Source organism: Alphaproteobacteria bacterium HT1-32, assembly GCA_009649675.1.
In the GTDB taxonomy this organism is placed as follows: Bacteria; Pseudomonadota; Alphaproteobacteria; order Rhodospirillales; family HT1-32; genus HT1-32.
This window is the reverse complement of sequence record WJPL01000002.1, coordinates 668,835-686,540: the sequence shown is the minus strand read 5'-3', so window position 1 is coordinate 686,540 and position 17,706 is coordinate 668,835. Positions and strand designations below refer to the sequence as shown.

The following is a 17,706-nucleotide window of genomic DNA, read 5'->3' as shown; positions in this document are numbered from 1 at the left end:
TCCACAGGCCAGATCGCATGACCAAAACCGTTGACCAGATCCCCCTGCCACAAGCCAGCCCCGGCACAGAGCGCAACCTGACCGTCGTGCGATATCGTGCCGCCAGTGCACGGCCATTCGTCTATCTCCAGACCGGGCTGCATGCCGATGAACTGCCGGGAATGCTGGTACTTGATCATCTGATGCGAAAGCTGGATGAAGCCGATGCCCGGGGAATGCTGGAAGGCCAGATTGTCATTGTGCCGGTCGCCAATCCCATTGGTCTGTCACAGCGGATCAGCCGCAGTCATATCGGCCGGTTTGATCTGGACAGCGGTAGCAACTTCAACCGTCATTACCCGGATATAGCCGGTCCTGTCGGCGATCTGGTTGACGGAAAACTGACCCAGTCAGCAGAAGGCAATGTCGCCCGCATCCGGAGTGCCATGGCGCGATATCTTGCCTCGCTCGACGATATCCGGGATGAAGCTGACGAACTCCGCCTGCGTCTGATGCGGCTGTCTTGCGAAGCCGATATTGCACTGGACCTGCATTGCGATTCAGAATCCATCATGCATCTGTATTTTTTGCAGGAACACTGGCCGCAAGCCGAAGACCTGCATCGCCTGATGGCCAGTGAATGCACTTTGCTGGCCAACAAATCCGGTGGCGAGCCGTTTGACGAGGCCCTGAGCACCCCCTGGCTGGAGCTACAGGCCCGTTTCCCGGACCTTCCCATCCCTCCGGCCTGTCTGGCCTGCACGGTGGAACTGCGGGGCCAGCATGACGTCTCCGACGATCTTGCCGCCCGTGATGCAGACGCCCTGTTCCGTTATCTGCAACATCAGGGTGTGCTCTCCGGCGACCCCGGCCCTCTGCCTGCGCCGGTTTCTTCTGCCACCCCTTTGTCCGGCGTCGACATGATCGAAGCGCCGGTACCCGGCATTGTCAGTTTCAGGGCAGATCCCGGCGATCGGGTGAAGGCCGGCACTGTTGTCGCTGAAATTCTCGACCCGACAACGGGCGAAAGGACAGAAGTCACCACCCGTCAGACGGGGGTGGTCTTTGGACGGCGAGCCCACCGGCTGGTTCGGCCAGGTGATATTTTTATTAAGGTTGCCGGCGAAAAAACGCTCGAAGGCCGTGAGGGACAGTTACTCACATCCCGCTGAACCGCCCGTCTTCAACTCAGTCGACCACGCTCATTGAAGCGGCTTCCCGGGCACGGACGGCAATCCGCGCCCGCCGCCGGAAGGCCGCACCCAGCAGATAGCAGCAGACCGCAAGAAACCCGGACGTTGCCATCACACCGACCATTGGCCACTGCGAATCTGTCTGCAACAGACCAACGACCTGCGCCACGCTGGCACCAATTCCCATTTGCAGAAAACCGCACATCCCCGACCCGGCTCCGGCCAGATCAGGACGGATGCTGAGTGCGCTGGCCAGCGCATTTGGCAGGCTGAGACCGTTGGCAAGCGAGACCAGAACCATCGGCAGGAAAATCGCCCAGGATGTGAACACCCCGGCGGCAGCAAATCCGACCATCGTCAGTGACCCGAGAATCATCAGCATCGCGCCGATCACCATCATCCGGTCAGCACCAAGACGTTCCGACAGGCGCCCGGTCAGAAAGTTGCCCGCCATATAACCAAAGGCCGGGAACATGAACATCAGGCCATATTCCGAGGGCGGACGGTTCAGAAGCTCAATCATGATGTAGGGCGCGCCCGCCAGAAACGAGAAGAACATCCCCGACAGCAAACCCGCAAACAGGGCATAGCCCCAGAAAGCCGGATGCCGTGCAATCGTGCCAATACCATTAAACGTCTGGAACAGGCTCAGGCTTTGCGGCCGGTCGAACTTGGTTTCATGCAGTGCAAACCAGGCATAGATCAGAACGGCAGTGCCAAAAACACCGGCAAAGGCAAAGCTTGCCTGCCAGCCATAATATTCATCCAGAAACCCGCCGATTGTCGGCGTCAGAAACGGCACGATCATCATCACCATCGTGACATAACCGATCATGCTGGCTGATTTCTCCCGGCCATACAGGTCACGTACAACCGCACGCCCGAGCACCAGCCCGGTAGCCCCTCCGATGGCCTGCAGCATACGACCCAGAATCAAAACTTCGATATTTCGGGCCAGAGCGCAAATCACTGTAGAAACCAGAAACAGAACCATCCCGGCCAGCATTACCGGTCGTCGTCCGAACCGGTCTGAAATTGCACCGACAAAAAGCTGGGACACCGCAATCGCGACGAGATACAGGGTTAGTGCATATTGCACTGTGCCATAAGGCACACCAAGTTCGTCGGCGATGCGCGGCATCGACGGCATGAAGATATTCAACGCAAGCGGCCCAACGGCCGTTAACGCGATCAGAACAGCCAGGCTGGGTCGCTTTATCATGCGCTAGATATAAGTTTCATTGATAGGACAATAAAGCGAAGAACGTGCTTATGCCCCATGCTTCTCGCGCATAGCTGGAACACGTCTCAAAAACTGCACGCCGGGCCGAAGCTGTTGTCGCTGGTTCGGCCTTCGCTTATTCTCCTGAAATGACACAGACACTGACCATCGAACAGATTGCCAAATCGATTCCTGACGGCTCACTGGTGGCCATACCGCCCGATTACAGCGGCTGCGCCATGGAAGCTGTCCGCGCCCTGATACGCAGGGGCGCACGTGATCTGCGGCTTGTTGGCGTTCCCAGTGGCGGGTTTCAGGCTGATATGATGATCGGGGCTGATTGCGTTCAGGCGGTTGAGGCCGCAGCCATGACGCTTGGCGAATATGGTGCCGCGCCCCGGTTCGTCGCAGCCTTCAAAGCCGGTGACCTTGTGATGCGTGATGCCACCTGCCCGGCCATTCATGCCGGTCTTCAGGCTGCGGAAAAAGGTATTCCCTTCCTGCCGCTCCGGGGGCTGATCGGCTCCGACATCCTTGCCCATCGTCCGGACTGGAAGCTGATGGACAATCCGTTTTCGACAGTGGATGACAAGCTGGTCGCCCTGCCCGCCATCCAGCCCGATGTCGCCCTTTTCCACGCGGCGAAGGCAGACAAGCGCGGCAATGTCTGGATCGGTGTCCGGCGGGAACTCATGCTGATGGCACATGCCGCTCGCCAGACCCTTGTGACGGTTGAGGAAATTGTCGACGAAGACCTGCTTGCCGACCCGGTCATTGCGGCAGGCACCATCCCGGGCCTCTATATCACCGGCATTGCCGAGGCGCGAAACGGTGCCTGGCCGGTTGGCCTGCCCGGATGTTATCCGCCGGATCATACGCATCTCGCTGATTATGCAGCAATGGCCCGTACCGAAGACGGATTCGCAGATTACATGCAGCAACATATTCTGACCGCACCGGCAGCCGCATGAGTGAGATTCGCCGCGAAGAGCTGCTGATCTCGGTCATTGCCGATATGCTGCAGGATCTCAACCATGTTGCCGTTGGCGCCCTGTCGCCGATACCGGGGGCCGCAGCCCTGCTGGCCCGCGCCCGGTCAAAAGGCCGGTTGCGCGTCAGCCTGCTTGGCAGTCAGACCCACAACCCCTTCACTGATGGCGGCAAGGAACTGTTCGATTGCGCCGCACAGGGTCGCATCGACGCTTTTTTCCTCTCAGGCGGCCAGATTGACGGGGAAGCCAATATCAACCTTGTCGGGGTCGGTGATTATCCGTCGCTTGATGTGCGCTGGAACGGCTCGTTCGGATCAACCTATCTGTATTTCCTGATTCCGCGGGTCATCCTGTTCCGCGAGGAACATACCCCCCGGGTTTTCGTTCCAAAGGTCGACTTCATTTCTGCCCCCGGCGTCAGCGAATCCGGCACTTACCGGACCGGCGGCCCCTATGCGCTGGTCACCGGCCGCTGTGTCTTCAACTTCGACAAGACAGAGCGCCGCTTCCGGCTTGCCAGCCTGCATGAGGGAGAAAGCATCGACAGTATCCGGGAAGCCACCGGTTTCACCTTCGATCACGGCAAAGATGTGCCTCCTACCTCCCTGCCGGATAACGACAGCCTGAGCCTGCTGCGCGGACAGGTTGCCGATGAAATCGCGGAAACCTATCCGGAATTCGCCAGCCGGGTCTTTGGCTGATATCTGCGACCAAATATCAGTCGGCGTCCATATAGGCCGGGTCAGCACGAACGCCTGCGTTGATTTCCGCTTCAAAGGCACGCAGGCGCTTGTAGACGGACAGCAGTTCAACAATCGTCGTCCAGCTGTTCACCAGAAACTGGAAAGATGATTCGACGCGGCCGAATGCCCGGATGATCTGCTGCATCACCCCGAGGGTAAAAGCCCCGGCAATGATGGTCGGGCCAAGTGCAACATAAGGCACCAGAACGCCGAATTGCAGGTAGGACCATTTTGCGACATCGAAATACATGTAGTGAAAGAACAGCCGGAAATAGTTTTTCCTGACATTTCCGAACAAGTCCCGGACCGTTGGCGGATCTGCGCGTTCCGCATTGTCCTCGCCAAATACCAGTTCCTTGCGATATGCGGCCTCGACTTTCTGGTTGTTGAATTCCAGCCCCGGCAGCTTCACCCCGACAACCGCCAGCAGCACAGTGCCGCCAATAGCGAACAGGATGGCGACATAGATCAGCGCATGATCGACATGCCCGATAACCGGCAGTTCAGTGACTTTCTTTGACAGTTCCCACAGAATCGGCAGGAAAGCGATCAGGGTCAGGATGCTGCGGACAAAACTGATGCCCAGCCCTTCCATGATCCGGGCGAAACGCATCGTATCTTCCTGCACGCGCTGTGAGGCCCCTTCGATATGACGAAGATACTGCCAGTGCGACATGTAGAAATTGTTCATCGCTGTTCGCCAGCGGAAGATCCAGTGCTTCGTGAAGAATTCGATCAGCACTGCAATCAGAATATAGAGCCCGGCAATTTTTCCGAAGGTGGCGAGCTGAAGATAATATTCTCCTGCCGTGATGGCGCCGGGTGTTCCCAGTGCTTTCTGAATGATGTCATAGAAACTGCCGAACCATTCGTTGATCTCCACATCCAGTTCGACCTTGTACCAGGTCACAAAGATGATCACGGCCCCACCAATCCAGGACCACAATGCCCAGCGACGGTCCAGAAAAAAGGAACGGAACATGCCTCATGTCACGCCAGACCGGCGTGCTCCCTGTTACAGCAATGACACGGGATTCCTCAGCCGAGTGAGGCTGACAGCCCGACAAAATGCTCCAGCCAGCGAATATCATATTCGCCATTCTGGAAGTCGGGATTTTGCACAAGACGCTGATGCAGGGGTATCGTTGTCTGGATACCGCCGATCACATACTCGTCAAGCGAGCGCCGCAACCGCATCAGGCATTCATTTCGCGTCCGACCGGAAACGATAAGCTTCGCCACCATGCTGTCATAATGCGGCGGGATCGAATAACCGGAATAGATACCCGAATCGACACGAACGCCAAGGCCACCCGGCGCGTGATATTCGCCGATGGTTCCCGGTGACGGGGCAAAGGTATCGGGATTCTCAGCATTGATCCGGCATTCAATGGCATGGCCCTGAATGACGATATCAGCCTGAGTGTAGCCAAGCGGAGCACCGGTCGCGACGCGAATCTGCTCGCGCACCAGATCAAGCCCGGTCACGGCTTCGGTTACCGGATGCTCAACCTGCAAACGGGTGTTCATCTCGATAAAGAAGAACTCGCCGTTCTCGTACAGAAATTCGATTGTGCCGACACCGCGATAACCCATCTTTCGCATCGCCGCGGCAACCGTATCGCCGATTCTGGCTCTCTGCTCTGCATTGAGGGCCGGTGAAGGCGCCTCTTCCAGCACCTTCTGGTGACGACGCTGAAGTGAACAGTCGCGCTCACCCAGATGCACCGCATTGCCGTGATGGTCACACAATACCTGAATTTCGATATGCCGCGGCTGACCGAGGAATTTTTCGATATAGACGGCGGCGCTGCCAAAGGCGGCTTCTGCTTCTTTACGGGTGGTCTGGAAGGCACTCGCCATCTCGCTGGCGTTGGGCACCACTTTCATACCGCGGCCGCCACCACCAGCTGCCGCCTTGACCAGAACGGGATAGCCCATTTCAGCCCCAAGACGTTCCGCTTCCTCAACCGAGGTCACTTCGCCGGGCGACCCCGGCACCACCGGAATACCGAGAGCTTCCGCTGTTTTCTTGGCCTCAACCTTGTCACCCATCCGGCGGATATGTTCAGCAGTCGGCCCGATGAAGGCAATGCCGTGATCTTCGACCATCTGTGCAAAATCGGCGTTTTCCGACAGGAACCCGTAACCGGGATGAATGGCATCAGCCCCTGTCACCATGGCCGCCGTCAGAATTGCCGGCATGTTCAGATAGCTGAGTTTTGCGGCAGGCGGACCAATACAGACCGCTTCATCAGCCAGACGCACATGCATCGCCGTCGAGTCAGCTGTCGAATGAACAGCGACGGTTCGGATGCCCATTTCCTTACAGGCACGCAGGATACGAAGTGCGATCTCGCCACGATTCGCAATGAGGACCTTATCGAACATGCTCAGGCCCGGATCATTCGAGGGTCAGCAGAAGTTCGCCGAACTCGACCGCGGAGCCATCATCGACAAGAATGCTGACGACTTTGCCGCTGCGCGGTGCACGAACCGGGTTAAAGGTCTTCATCGCTTCGATCAGGAACAGCGTGTCACCTTCTGACACCTGGTCGCCAACCTTGCAGAATTCCGGTGCTCCCGGTTCTGCCCGGCGATAGATCACACCGACCATTGGCGACGATACCGGATCCCCTGCCGGAGCAGCCTTCACAGGCGCTGCAGGGTCAGAAGGCATCTGCACCGGTGCTGCATAGGTGGCTGGCTGGGCATGCATGCCACCAGCAATAACCGGTGCAGGCTCCCGACGAACCTTGATCGAGAAATCCTCGTCCTCGTATTCGATTTCGGTCAGTTCATGCTCATCCAGCAACGCTGCAAGGCGATGAATGGCTTCTTCATTGATATCTTTTTTACTCATGCTGACGCTGTCTTTGTCCCCGTTAGAAGGATATGTGCCATGGCGTCGAGTGCCATGATGTAGCCGAAGGGTCCGAACCCGGCGAGTACGCCTGCCGACGCACCAGATATATAGCTGTGATGGCGAAATGTCTCTCGCGCATGTACATTCGATATATGTACTTCGATAACCGGCTTCGCCACGGCACGAATCGCATCATGGATCGCAACCGACGTATGCGTGTAAGCGCCGGCATTCAGCACCGCACCGTCCTTGTCGCCCGCCAGTTCCTGCAACCAGTCAACCAGAACACCTTCGTGATTCGTTTGACGAAAGTCGATATCAAGCCCGACCTTTCTGCCATGCGCCCGGCAATCGGCCTCGATATCCGGCAGCGATTTACCGCCATAGATCCCGGGCTCGCGAAGTCCGAGCAGGTTCAGATTAGGTCCGTTCAGAACAAGTACCCGTGGCACGACCATCATCCTTAGTCTTGATTAGTGAGACTGGTTAACCCACTTCCCCCTGTATCGCAACGCTGTCACATAAACGGAGTATTTCAAATCAGCGACAAACAAAAAAATCTGGAGAAATCCATTGCATCGTAACACGACCTTAGATAGTTTCCGCCGCTCTAAATTCTGCGCACGTGCCTCTGGCCTCCGGGATTACCGGTGTGTTTACGTAACGACGCAATTCTTTCTCGGATGTAACTGGGAGAATTGCGATGACACCGAAGATTGAAGACTTCCTGAAGAACGAAAAACCCGCAACACCATTCCTGGTAGTTGATCTCGACGTGGTCGAGGCAAACTATGTCGGATTGCGTGACGCATTGCCGGTCGCACAAATTTTCTATGCCGTAAAAGCGAATCCGGCAGAACCCATTTTGCAGCGCCTGATTGCGCTGGGGTCCTGCTTTGATACGGCAAGCATTCATGAAATTGACAGCTGCCTTGCCGCTGGTGCCCTGCCGGAAAACATTTCCTATGGTAACACGATCAAGAAAGCGCGGGATATCGCCCGGGCTTATGATCGTGGTGTCCGCCTGTTCGCTTTCGACAGTGAAGCTGAATTGCTGAAGCTGGCCGAACATGCACCGGGTTCACGGGTTTTCTGCCGCCTGCTGATTTCGAATCAGGGGGCCGACTGGCCGCTTTCCCGCAAGTTCGGATGCGAAACCGATATGGCAAAAGACCTGATGGTGAAAGCCCGGGATCTTGGCCTTGAGCCCTATGGAATCAGCTTCCATATCGGCAGCCAGCAAACCGACCTCAGCCAGTGGGACATCGCTATCGGCAAGACCGCAATGGTCTTTACCGGTCTGCGTGAAGCAGGCATCAACCTGAAAATGGTCAATCTGGGCGGCGGTTTCCCGGCGCAATACCGGACTGCCATCCCGACGATTGATGATTATGCCCACGCCATCATGGCCGCGATGACCAATCATTTCGGTAATGATCTGCCGCATATCATTGTTGAACCGGGCCGCTCCATACCGGGCGACGCCGGGCTGATCGACAGTGAAGTCGTCCTGATCTCGACCAAAAGCTACGAGGACGAAACCCGCTGGGTTTATCTGGATATCGGCCTGTTCGGCGGACTTGCAGAAACCATGGGCGAAGCGATCAAATACAGAATCCGCACCCCGCATGACGGTAAACCGGACGGGCTCGTCGCAATTGCAGGCCCAACCTGTGACGGTGCAGATATCATGTACGAGAAATGTGGCTATCGCCTGCCGAAGGCACTCGAAGTCGGTGACCATATCCAGTTGCTGAGCACCGGTGCCTATACGACCAGTTACTCGGCCGTAAACTTCAATGGCTTCCCGCCGTTGCGGGCATACTACATCTGATCATAACGCCGCCGGAGATCAGCATTACCCCCTGTTTCCGAACGAGGGAAGTGTTGTCTCCGGCGGCGTGACTTCCCCACCGGGACAACAGAAAACCTGCCGCTGGCGGTCAGCTTCCCTTGCGGACTTCCTTTACGAGTTCTTCCAGTGTCTCAAGGCTTGCGGCACCGGGGACCAGCTTGTTGCCGATGACAAAAGCCGGTGTTCCGGTAATGCCGAGATTCTGGGCCAGGGCATAATTACGTTCAATGGCACTCTGTATTTCAGGGTCCTTCATGTCCCGGTCAAGCTGCTCGGTATCCAGTCCCAGAGCTTTCGCGACCGACATCACGGTTGCTGCGGTTACCCGGCCACGATGATTCATCAGGCCCTCATGCATTTCATGGTATTTACCCTGCCGGACAGCCGCCATGGCTCCCTTTGCCGCTTCAATCGAGGCATCACCCAGAATCGGAAATTCCTTGTAGATCACCTTCACATCCCTGTTGCCTTCAATCAGGGCAGCAACGGTCGGTGACACACGCTTACAATAACCGCAATTGTAGTCGAAGAATTCAACAACCGTTACCTCACCATCCGGATTGCCGCCCGGCGGCGTAATCGGATCCGAACGAAGGTCATTTCCGCTGCCGGAAATTGCGCTCATGCGCTGCTGTTCTTCAGCCTGGCGCTGCTGTTCGCGAAGCTTCTCGATCGCACGCATGACAATGCCCGGGTTATCCAGAATATACTTCTCAACCAGCGATTCTATTTCCTTGCGCTGATCATCGGTCAGCGTGTCAGCCTGCGCCAGACTGAACGGTGAAACCGAAACCAGCGTGAAAAGCATCGCGGCCATCAGGCCAGGTCGAAAAATCATGAGAATGTCCCTGCAAATATCAAGTTGCCTTATTCTGGTGGAGGGTCACCGGAGCGGCAAGGCCCGACTAACGATAAACCCGCAGGCCATCGATCACGGATTCGGTCGTCAGGTTTGACGCTCTCGTGGCTACCGCCAGAAAGGCAATATTGACCTGTGACAAGTTATCCTCAGGCCATATCTCTCCATAAATCTTTGATAAATCTATATTTTCTTCCTGCCACTCACCAAACTGACCAACTCCCTGACGCAATGTCAGACGGCCATAAGGCCCACGACGGTCAATCCGGCCGGGCGGCGATGACAGTGTTGACCACACAATTGTGATGGCCCGGTCATGGGGGGGAAGCTCGTCACCCAGATAACCGGGACTGATATTCGAGCCAGACCCATTCAGCCGAAAGCCGACCAGCACCCGCGCCGGATGATCAGTTTCGCCGAGACTGCGCATCGCCAGCCAGTCCGCTTCGGTAAGGCCAGATGTCAGATGCCATTGCCATGCGGCATAGGGTGTTGCCAGCAACGGCTGGTTGGTCAGCAGGCCAATCACGCCGCCATTGCCCGGTGTCGACAGCTTGACTGCCGGTTTTCCGTCAACCCGTACGAAGGAAATTCCTTCCAGACCGGAATCGAAAAACCCGGAACGCCTGCGCACTTCCGCTCCGGCAACAAACCGGCCGGCAGCATCTTCTGTCAGAAAATCAATGTCGCCTTCCGGCGAGGCCGCATATTGCCGGATACCTGAATCACAGGCCGCCAGCAACGTCACCAGCCCGACACAGATCGCAATGTGGCGCAGACTGCGGTTACTTGAGGTCAGCCGCATTCAGAATATCCTGGGCGCGTAACCAGCTTGGCGTGCCCTTATCATAAAACTTGAGTGCAGCATTGGCGTGGAGTTTTGCTGCCGGAACATCCCGCTGCAGAAGGGCCAGTTCAGCCGATGCCAGTCTGCTTGCCCCGTCGTTGCCCAGCCGGGCATAGGAAATCGCCAGCAGACGCCAGGCAGCCGCACTGCCCGGGTCATCCACGATCAGCGCCTTGAGATTTTCAACAGCCTCTTCCAGCAAGGCGGGATTGCCTGTCTCGACCAACCCCTGTGCCAGCATGGCGCGAATCGGAATCGCCTCCGGTGCCAGACTGGCTGCTTTTCGCAGGGCTTCCACCGATGGCATGATCTTGCCATGTTCCAGCAGCATCTGGCCCTTCAGTTCCCAGAAATACGGATCTGACGGATATTCAGCGATCAGCGCATCAATTTTCGGAACAGCCGTATCAAGCTCGTTACGACGATAGTCGGCAATTGCCTGCGCATAGCGGGCCGGCACACTCGTATCGCTCTCCGGATAGTAACGATAAACCCGGCTTTTCGATTCGAGGAACCCGATAATCTTGGCCTTGGACCGCTGGAATTTAAGTTCCCAGCCGTCCGGAAGGGGAGTGTCTGTGAATTTCGACCTCTGGAGGAAGCTTTCAACGGACAGAACCCGGTCACTGCTAAGGGGATGCGACCTCACATATTCATTCTGTCGTGAGGTTGGCAGCAGTTCCTGACCTTCCAGCTTCTTCATCAGCTGATACATACCGACAGCAGAAAGACCGTTTGCCTCCAGATAACGCATCCCCGCCTGATCGGCAGAGCTTTCCTGATTGCGGCTGTATTTCAGGAAGTCGCGGATGGCGATATCCTGACCCGCCGCCGCCACGGCCCCACCGATATCACCGCGGCCTGTCGCCAGTCCGGCAGCAACACCCAGAATTCCGGCAATAAGCGAACTGGTCCCTGCACTTTCCATCGATTCATTGGTACGGGAAATATGCCCGCCCGCGATATGTCCCAATTCATGGGCAATCACGCCAACAATCTGCCCTGCATTATCTGCCCGGGTCAGCAAACCTGTATTTATGAACAGATTTTGCCCGCCGGAGACAAAGGCATTCAGTTCGTTCCGGTTAACGATGAAGATACGAACCGCCCGCGGATCCAGCCCTGCGCTCACCATCAACGGTTCCGCATAAGTCCGGATCATCTCTGATATCTCTGCATCGACCAGCCCCTGCGCGTGGGCTGCTTGCCGCAACGGGGAAAAGACTGCAATAACAGAGAGAATGACTAGAATGGATAGTCGACGACAACAGGCGACAATTCTTGATGAACTCAACAAAACCGGTCCAATGACGATATTAGATCTCAAGATTTCAAGCATGTTCAACGGTAAACGGGCACAGATCGCCCGTCAATCTGCAGCATCGCTCGCACTGGTTCTGTCACTTGCCGCCTGCGGGTCTTCCGACCCGCCGGTCGGGCAGGTTGGCCATGTTGAAGGCTTCTCAGGTCTGATCGCCGGTGATGAACCTTTGTCCGTTACTGTCGGGCGCGACATTTTGTCTGCTGGTGGAACAGCTGCCGATGCCGCCGCCGCCATGGGCTTTACCCTGGCCGTCACCCAGCCTTCTACGGCTGGTCTCGGCGGTGGTGGAATTTGCCTGATACATGACCGGAACCGTTATCAGACCGTCGCCCTTGATTTTCTGGCGACCGCTCCGTCCTCGCCGGCGACCTCCGCTACACGCGCGAACGCCGTGCCCGGAACGGTTCGCGGACTGGCTGCCATGCATGCGCGGTTTGGTCGCCTGCAATGGTCACAGGTTATTTCTCCGGCCGAAGGTTTATCCCGGTTTGGCTATACGGCCTCCCGCGCCTTTGCGCGCGATCTGGCACTGGTTGCCGGCCCCCTGCTGGAAGATCCGGAAAGCCGCAAAGCCTTTGCACGACCGGACGGAAACCCCATTCAGGAAGGTGATCTGGTCAAACAGATCGACCTTGCCGCAACACTGGCCCGCATCCGGGGCGGTGGAGCAGGTGAATTCTATCGTGGCGTCCTTGCACGCCAGCTTGTCGAAGCAGCAAACGCGGTCGGCGGCAGTCTCAGCTTCGACGACCTGAAAAACTATCGCCCCCAGTGGCGTGAAGCCATCGCCGTGCCGGTTGCACCGAACACTATGTACTTCGCCCCGCCCCCAGCAGGGGCCGGTGTCGTTGAAGCTGCGATCTGGCGCATGCTGACGGTCGATGACCGCTACGCCGATGCACCGGAATCTGAACGCCCGCATCTGCTGGCGGAAGCAGCCATGATAGCCTTCGCCGAGCGGTCGTCCTGGATCCAGCCTGACGGAAACATCAACACGACATTCCAGACAGTGATCGGCGATGCCGAAGCACGGCGTCGCTACGCATCCTATGATTCTGCCCGTCACACGTCGCCGGCCAGCCTGGCCATTCCGGCCCGTCCTGTACTTGAAAATCCGGCTGCCAGCAGCTTTGTCGCGGTCGACAAGGAAGGTGGTGCCGTTGCCTGTAACTTCAGCATGAACAATCTCTTTGGAACCGGCCGGATTGCCACCGATACAGGCATTCTGCTGGCCGCCCGTCCGGGTGATCGCGGACGCGGGCCAATGTCACTGGGCCCGATGATGATGATCAACACAAATACACAAAACTTCTACTATGCCTCCGCAGCCACCGGCGGTTCAGCTGCTGCAACTGCGCAGGTCGCTGTCAGCCTGCGCGCACTTGTCGGCGGGGAAACCCTGAGGGATGCCGTTGACGCCAAACGGGTTCATCATGCAGGAAATCCTGATGTTACCTTCTATGAAACAGGAGACAGCCCCGCGCGCGTCGAGACATTGCGTCAGCGGGGCCATAAAACCCAGCCCGTCGCCCTGATCGGCAGGGTCAATGCAGCCTGGTGTCCGGAAGGGCTACCGAGCGACCCCGAAACCTGTCAGACAACTTCCGATGCCCGGGGTTTCGGCCTTGCCATCGGCGCAAGATAACAACCAGTCAGCGATACCATCATGTTGAAAAAGTCTCTGCGGGGTGCCGTCCCCCCTTTTATTGTCATGGACGTCATGCAGGCTGCCGCTGACCGCGAGGCAGCGGGCAAACCGGTCTTTCATCTGGAGGTCGGTCAGCCGAACACATCGGCCCCAGCCGGCGTGCTGGCTGCAGCCCGTGCCGCACTGGACACGGACAAGGTTGGCTATACCGTTGCGTTCGGGCTGCCGGCACTACGCCAGAAAATCGCAGATCATTATCACCGGACACACGGCGTTCAGGTCGGAACCGACCGGATCGTTGTGACCACCGGTTCTTCAGGTGCCTTTACCCTCGCCTTTCTGGCTGCTTTCGATGCCGGCGACCGGGTTGCCCTGGCCTCACCCGGCTATCCGGCCTATCGCAATATCCTGACTGCCCTGGGAATTGAAGTTGTCGATTTGCTATCCGGCCCGGAAACCCGCTACCAGCCCTCCCCCGAATTGCTTGAGAAGGCACAGTCGGAAAGCGGGCGGAAACTGGATGGTCTGATTGTCGCCAGCCCCTCGAACCCGGCCGGAACAATTCTGAGCGCCGCAGAATTCGGCGCACTCGACGCGTATTGCAAGGCAAACGGTATCCGCCTGATATCAGATGAAATCTATCACGGGATCGATTACGGCCGCCCGGCAACCACCGCCCTTGCCTATGGCAACGACGCGATTGTCATCAACAGTTTCTCAAAGTATTTCTCGATGACGGGCTGGCGCCTTGGCTGGATGATCGTGCCGGAACAGCTTGCCCGTTCCGTTGAATGTCTGGCGCAGAACTTCTTTATCTCACCCCCGACAGTTTCCCAGATCGCAGCGATTGCTGCCTTTGACTGTCACGAGGAACTTGAAGAAAATCTGAAACGTTATGCGATCAACCGGGACATTCTGATGACCGGCCTGCCTCAGGCCGGGCTGACAGAAATCGCGCCTCCGGACGGGGCGTTCTACATTTATGCAAATGTCAGCAAATTCACGAACAACTCAGCAGATTTTTGTCGCCGGCTGCTTGCGGATACCGGTATTGCCATCACCCCCGGCAACGACTTCGATCCGCAACGGGGTGATGCCTATGTCCGGTTCAGTTATGCGGGGTCAGATGCCACCATGAGCGCGGCCTGCGAACATCTGAAAGACTGGCTGCAAAAAGCCTAACAAAATCATAGTCACCCCGTCAGCCTCAGAGGCTGACGGGGGATTATATGACGACTATTTACCCATAACCCGGTTCCACCAGCCGCGCCGTCTCGGACGCTCTTCTTCTGGCGTATCACCAACCGTTATGACCTCAGCCGCCGGATCGGCGACCGGCGGTTCATCCTTTACCTCAGGCTTCGCCGGTTCAGCAGCCTGTGCTTCTGGCTCAGCGGCTGTTTCGGCAGCCTTCTCAGTTGCCGGTGCATCATCGGCAACAGCTGTTGCCTCGTCAGCAGCCGGTTCCGACTTTGCTGCTGCGGGTTTGCGACGCCGTGGCGCCCGCTTGCGCTTAGGCTTCTCTTCGACTTCAGCAGCCGGAGTTTCTGCTTCCGGATTATCAGCTTCTGCCGCAACTGCCGGGGTCTCTTCCGGCGCCGCTGTGTCTGCTTCAGCCGGCGTTGCTTCCGCATCAGTTTCAACCGGCTTCTTGCGGGCCCGTGATCTGCGGCGGGGTTTCTTCACCGGCTCAGCAGATTCAGCCTCGTCAGCAGTTACATCGGCAGAACTTCCGGCGTCTGCTGTCTCCCCGGACTCAGTTGCCGGTTCGCTGGCTGCAGCCTGTTCGCTATTCTCGTCCGCACCGGCAGCATCATCGGATGCGTTGCTGTCATTTTCAGCAGCGGCATCATTCGATTCCGAACCATCTTCGTTCGTTTCACCATCCGCTCCATCACGACGACCCCGCTTGCGACCGCCGCGCTTACCGCGACGCCGGCGTTTGCGCGGACGACCTTCGGAATCGGTTCCCTCAGAATTATCATTAGAGGTGTTTTCCGAGTCATCACCGTCACTATCGCCATCATCGCTCTGATTCGACGCATTCTCTTCCGAATCCGGCGTATTGTCGTTGTCCTGAGACTGACGACCGCCGCGACGGCGACGGCGTCTGCGCGGTGGTTTCGATTCACCCTCATCATCTGATGCGGTATCAGGCGACCGGCTCTCTTCTGCCGGTGCATTCTGATTGTCACTGCCCCGTACCCGCTCGATCCGGTGGTCCGGTGCAATCAGGCTGTCATCGCCAAGCACATTGATCGACAGGCCAAACCGCGCCTCGATATCCGTCAGGGCCGAACGTTTCTGGTTCAGAATGAACAGAGCTACAGGGGTCGGCATCCAGATCGACAGTTCGGATGACTTACGCTTCATCCCCTCTTCTTCAAGGACACGCAGCATCTGCAGAGCTGACGAATCAACCGTCCGGACATGGCCGCTGCCACCACAATGCGGGCATACGGCTGAACTGTTCTCAAGGAAACTCGGACGCAGCCGCTGACGCGACAGCTCCAGCAGACCGAAAACACTGATCCGTCCGATCTGGATTCGCGCACGGTCATTGCGCATGGCATCTTTCAGCTTGCGTTCAACAGCATGCTGGTTCCGGTTTTCTTCCATATCGATAAAATCGATTACGATCAGACCGGACAGGTCGCGCAGGCGCAATTGTCGGGCAATTTCCTCGGCAGCCTCAATATTCGTACGGTATGCGGTTTCCTCGATGTTCCGTTCCCGGGTCGAACGACCTGAGTTAACGTCAATCGAGACCAGAGCTTCTGTCGGATTGATGACAATATAGCCGCCCGACCGCAGCTGGACTGTCGGCTGATGCATCGAATCCAGCTGTGATTCGATCTGGTAACGCTGCAGCAGAGGAAGGCTTTCCTCCTTGCCATACCGCTTCACCTTCTTGGCGTGGCTTGGCATCAGCGTTTTCATGAAGTCTTTGGCGTTCTTGTAGCCTTCATCGCCGTCGACGATCACTTCCTCGATATCCTTGGAATAGATATCTCGCAGAGACCGCTTGATCAGCGAACCTTCCTCATAAACCAGGCTCGGCGCCGTAGAGCCCAGCGTAAGTTCCCGGACTTCATCCCAGGTCCGCAGCAGATACTCACAATCCCGGCGAATCTCGGCCTTCGTCCGTTCCGCACCGGCGGTACGGATGATGACGGCCATGCCTTCCGGCATCTTCAGATCCGAAATGATTGTCTTCAGACGCTTGCGGTCAGCAACATTGGTGATCTTGCGGGAAATACCGCCACCGCGGGAGGTGTTCGGCATCAGCACGCCATAGCGGCCAGCGAGTGACAGGTAGGTGGTCAGCGCGGCTCCCTTGTTGCCGCGCTCTTCCTTCACAACCTGGACCAGCAGAACCTGACGGCGTTTGATGACTTCCTGAATTTTATAGGACCGGATATTCCGGGTCCGTCTTTTCTCGGACTCAATCTCGATCTCGTCCGTGTCATCGCCGCCGACAACATCGACATTGCCCTCACCGGCCTCATCGCCACCCGAATCATTGTCTTCGTTTGATTCAGTTTTGACCTCGGCCATAAGAGCTTCACGGTCAGCAACGGGAATCTGGTAGTAATCAGGGTGAATTTCACTGAAGGCGAGGAAACCGTGACGGTTGCCGCCGTAATCGACAAAGGCAGCCTGAAGCGAGGGTTCTACCCGCGTCACCTTTGCCAGATAAATATTTCCTTTAAGTTGCCGCTTTGATGCGGCTTCTACGTCAAATTCTTCTAATTTCGTTCCATTGACCACCACAACCCGGGTCTCTTCCGGGTGGGTGGCATCTATCAGCATGCGCTTTACCATTAAAATCCATTCTCCTGAGCGCTCGCGGCATCATTCTGTTTAAAGATGATGGACGGCGCGTCCTGTGCAGCAGGGGAACGCCGTTTGCGGCCGCAATCGAAACGGTACAGAAGAGATTATGTGCTTCGGTATACGTCATCATTGATGCGAACGGACTGTGCGTCCCGCCCCTTTTTAAAACTGGTTGAGCGCCAGACCCGACCCGCGGCAGCCAGTAATTGGCCCTTACTCCGCGTCATGTTCTGATCTGACTTACTCTCGGCAGTTTCAGGCTGGCTTGCGCCTCACGTTGTTGGCAGAAGACGTTATCGTCAATCCGGCGAACGTTTTACCCAAATCTGATGGTGCAAAAT

Annotated in this window: 15 protein-coding genes; 6 read left to right on the top strand and 9 right to left on the bottom strand. The window is 57.1% G+C overall.

Annotated elements, in window-relative coordinates; genetic code table 11:
* Positions 1–17 precede the first annotated feature (17 nt).
* A complete protein-coding gene (locus GH722_14690; protein MRG73014.1) occupies positions 18–1,151 on the top strand; it encodes a hypothetical protein in 1,134 nt (377 codons plus the stop codon).
* 16 nt (positions 1,152–1,167) lie between these two features.
* On the opposite strand, the gene GH722_14685 is transcribed toward GH722_14690, so the two are convergent.
* A complete protein-coding gene (locus tag GH722_14685) occupies positions 1,168–2,394 on the bottom strand; it encodes a Bcr/CflA family efflux MFS transporter (GenBank protein ID MRG73013.1) in 1,227 nt (408 codons plus the stop codon).
* A gap of 149 nt (positions 2,395–2,543) precedes the next feature.
* Between GH722_14685 and GH722_14680 the strand changes: the two genes are divergently transcribed.
* Complete coding sequence (locus GH722_14680; protein ID MRG73012.1) at positions 2,544–3,365, top strand: CoA synthetase; 822 nt, start codon at positions 2,544–2,546, stop codon at positions 3,363–3,365.
* On the top strand, positions 3,362–4,087 hold the full coding sequence (locus GH722_14675) for a CoA synthetase (protein MRG73011.1): 726 nt from the start codon (positions 3,362–3,364) through the stop codon (positions 4,085–4,087). Before GH722_14680 ends, GH722_14675 begins: the two co-directional genes overlap by 4 nt.
* Before the next feature lie 16 nt (positions 4,088–4,103).
* Here the strand turns inward: GH722_14675 and sbmA are convergent, their stop codons facing one another.
* From sbmA to aroQ, 4 genes are read right to left on the bottom strand one after another with little or no spacing between them, the layout of a single operon-like run.
* Positions 4,104–5,111 (bottom strand): peptide antibiotic transporter SbmA, encoded by a 1,008-nt coding sequence (gene sbmA, locus GH722_14670; GenBank protein ID MRG73010.1) that lies wholly within the window; start codon positions 5,109–5,111, stop codon positions 4,104–4,106.
* Between the two features lie 56 nt (positions 5,112–5,167).
* Positions 5,168–6,520: an acetyl-CoA carboxylase biotin carboxylase subunit gene (accC, locus tag GH722_14665; GenBank protein ID MRG73009.1), complete on the bottom strand. Its 1,353-nt coding sequence runs from the start codon at positions 6,518–6,520 to the stop codon at positions 5,168–5,170.
* Between the two features lie 13 nt (positions 6,521–6,533).
* A complete protein-coding gene (locus tag GH722_14660; GenBank protein MRG73008.1) occupies positions 6,534–6,992 on the bottom strand; it encodes an acetyl-CoA carboxylase biotin carboxyl carrier protein in 459 nt (152 codons plus the stop codon).
* Positions 6,989–7,453, bottom strand: a complete 465-nt coding sequence (gene aroQ / locus GH722_14655; protein MRG73007.1) for a type II 3-dehydroquinate dehydratase — start codon at positions 7,451–7,453, stop codon at positions 6,989–6,991. The genes GH722_14660 and aroQ overlap by 4 nt, the downstream gene beginning before the upstream one ends.
* Positions 7,454–7,698: 245 nt before the next feature.
* On the opposite strand from aroQ, the gene GH722_14650 reads away from it, so the two are divergent.
* Positions 7,699–8,829 (top strand): type III PLP-dependent enzyme, encoded by a 1,131-nt coding sequence (locus GH722_14650; protein MRG73006.1) that lies wholly within the window; start codon positions 7,699–7,701, stop codon positions 8,827–8,829.
* A 109-nt stretch (positions 8,830–8,938) separates the two neighbouring features.
* Here the strand turns inward: GH722_14650 and GH722_14645 are convergent, their stop codons facing one another.
* The 3 genes from GH722_14645 to GH722_14635 all read right to left on the bottom strand — a co-directional run bounded on the left by GH722_14645 (position 8,939) and on the right by GH722_14635 (position 11,895).
* Complete coding sequence (locus GH722_14645) at positions 8,939–9,667, bottom strand: thioredoxin domain-containing protein (protein MRG73005.1); 729 nt, start codon at positions 9,665–9,667, stop codon at positions 8,939–8,941.
* An 88-nt stretch (positions 9,668–9,755) separates the two neighbouring features.
* Positions 9,756–10,514 carry a DUF3047 domain-containing protein gene (locus GH722_14640; protein MRG73004.1) on the bottom strand — a complete coding sequence of 253 codons (759 nt, stop codon included), beginning with the start codon at positions 10,512–10,514 and terminating at the stop codon, positions 9,756–9,758.
* Positions 10,495–11,895, bottom strand: coding sequence for a M48 family metalloprotease (locus tag GH722_14635; GenBank protein MRG73003.1), 1,401 nt, complete (start codon positions 11,893–11,895; stop codon positions 10,495–10,497). Before GH722_14635 ends, GH722_14640 begins: the two co-directional genes overlap by 20 nt.
* Between GH722_14635 and GH722_14630 the strand changes: the two genes are divergently transcribed.
* Together GH722_14630 and GH722_14625 are read left to right on the top strand one after the other, a co-directional pair.
* Positions 11,798–13,525 carry a gamma-glutamyltransferase gene (locus GH722_14630; GenBank protein ID MRG73002.1) on the top strand — a complete coding sequence of 576 codons (1,728 nt, stop codon included), beginning with the start codon at positions 11,798–11,800 and terminating at the stop codon, positions 13,523–13,525. The genes GH722_14635 and GH722_14630 overlap by 98 nt on opposite strands.
* 21 nt (positions 13,526–13,546) lie before the next feature.
* Positions 13,547–14,710, top strand: coding sequence for an aminotransferase class I/II-fold pyridoxal phosphate-dependent enzyme (locus GH722_14625; protein MRG73001.1), 1,164 nt, complete (start codon positions 13,547–13,549; stop codon positions 14,708–14,710).
* A 54-nt stretch (positions 14,711–14,764) separates the two neighbouring features.
* On the opposite strand, the gene GH722_14620 is transcribed toward GH722_14625, so the two are convergent.
* The gene (locus GH722_14620; protein MRG73000.1) at positions 14,765–17,353 is read right to left on the bottom strand and encodes an Rne/Rng family ribonuclease; all 2,589 of its coding nucleotides are present in this window, start codon (positions 17,351–17,353) and stop codon (positions 14,765–14,767) included.
* Positions 17,354–17,706 lie beyond the last annotated feature (353 nt).